1 protein-coding gene and 2 pseudogenes are annotated in these 1,168 nt (G+C 65.0%); 1 reads left to right on the top strand and 2 read right to left on the bottom strand.

Features of this window, described 5'->3' with window-relative positions; all coding sequences use genetic code 11:
- Positions 1-88 precede the first annotated feature (88 nt).
- Positions 89-298: pseudogene (locus ABT116_RS48550) on the bottom strand (PHP domain-containing protein); the annotation flags it as partial.
- 178 nt (positions 299-476) lie between these two features.
- Here ABT116_RS48550 and ABT116_RS48545 point away from each other — a divergent pair.
- Entirely contained in the window at positions 477-896 is a 420-nt protein-coding gene (locus tag ABT116_RS48545) for a hypothetical protein (RefSeq protein WP_351647942.1), read from the top strand.
- Positions 897-962: 66 nt separating this feature from the next.
- Here ABT116_RS48545 and ABT116_RS48540 read toward each other — a convergent pair.
- Positions 963-1,088, bottom strand: a pseudogene (locus tag ABT116_RS48540) (thioesterase domain-containing protein); the annotation flags it as partial.
- Positions 1,089-1,168 lie beyond the last annotated feature (80 nt).

Below are 1,168 nucleotides of genomic sequence, written 5' to 3'. Positions count from 1 at the left end.
GCCGTAGACGGCGGCGGTCGGGGCGGCGGCCAGGTCACGGGCGAGGGTGCGGATGACGTCGGCCTCGACGTCACAGGCCTCGGCGACGGTAGGCCTCGATGCCGATGATCGGCTTGATGCCGGCACTCTTTGCCTCGTTGTAGAACTGGCTGGCGCCGTACATGTTTCCGTGGTCGGTCATGCCGACGGCGGTCATTTCGAGACGAGCGGCCTCCTCGAACATGGCGCCGACCTTGGCCGCACCGTCGAGCATCGAGTACTCGGTGTGATTGTGAAGATGTACGAACGAGTCAGCCACGTGCGCCTCTCTGAAGGTCTGGGAGCGAGATCGAGTGTATGCCGCGTTGCCGACACGTTCGGCGACCGCCATCGTGGAGTCGCAGCGTGCCGCCTCGGATCACGTGACCGGAACCTCAGGTTCGACGCTCGACCTCATCGAACACCGAGAACGCCGACCGGCGACGAAGGTGTCTGTCGTGAAGATCACCAGCGCGCTCAACGGAACGATGATCGGTCCGATCGGTATGTCGGAGGAGAAGGACGAGGCTCAGATGGCGCACGAGCAGGCGCTCGTCGACGCCGGTCACCACGCCGGTGGTGTCGACGACGTCGAGGGCATCGTGCCGCAGATGAAGGCCACCCCCGGAAACCCCGAGCGTCAGGCTGTTCGTCGTCGCCAGGAGCGCGTCCGCCAGATCATGCACACCCTCACAGCTAACGCTCTGTCGGCAATTCAGGACAGCCTGGACGAGGTTGACGGAACTGGGCAGTACGATCCTCAGTACGCCGAAGCGAGCGGCTATCAGGGGGAGTGGAACGACAACTCGCAAGACACGCAGGTCATTCCTGCATACGAGGGCGATCCCTACGGAAACACGACACACGGGCAAGGGTAGGCATATCGGATGGGGGTTACCCGCAACTCGGTTCTGAGTCCGGTCAACGGAGTCGACCGCATACGACATCACGCCGCCGAACGACCAGCCGCACAGCACGTACGGCCCGTCACCCTGGATCTCACGAAGCAGCGGAACGTAGGCCGCAGCACGGGTTTCGATCGAGCCTTCGACCCGCTCGAACCCGTACATCGGCGTGCCGGCAGCCTCGCCGCCCGCGGCGCTGCGCTGCCCCTCGGTGCCGCTGCGCATCCGCGCCAGGCAGTAGGCGC

The sequence above is a fragment of the Streptomyces sp. NPDC002130 genome, assembly GCF_040296465.1.
Lineage (GTDB): Bacteria > Actinomycetota > Actinomycetes > Streptomycetales > Streptomycetaceae > Streptomyces.
Note: the sequence above shows the minus strand (reverse complement) of the source record. Positions and strands in the feature narration are given on the sequence as shown.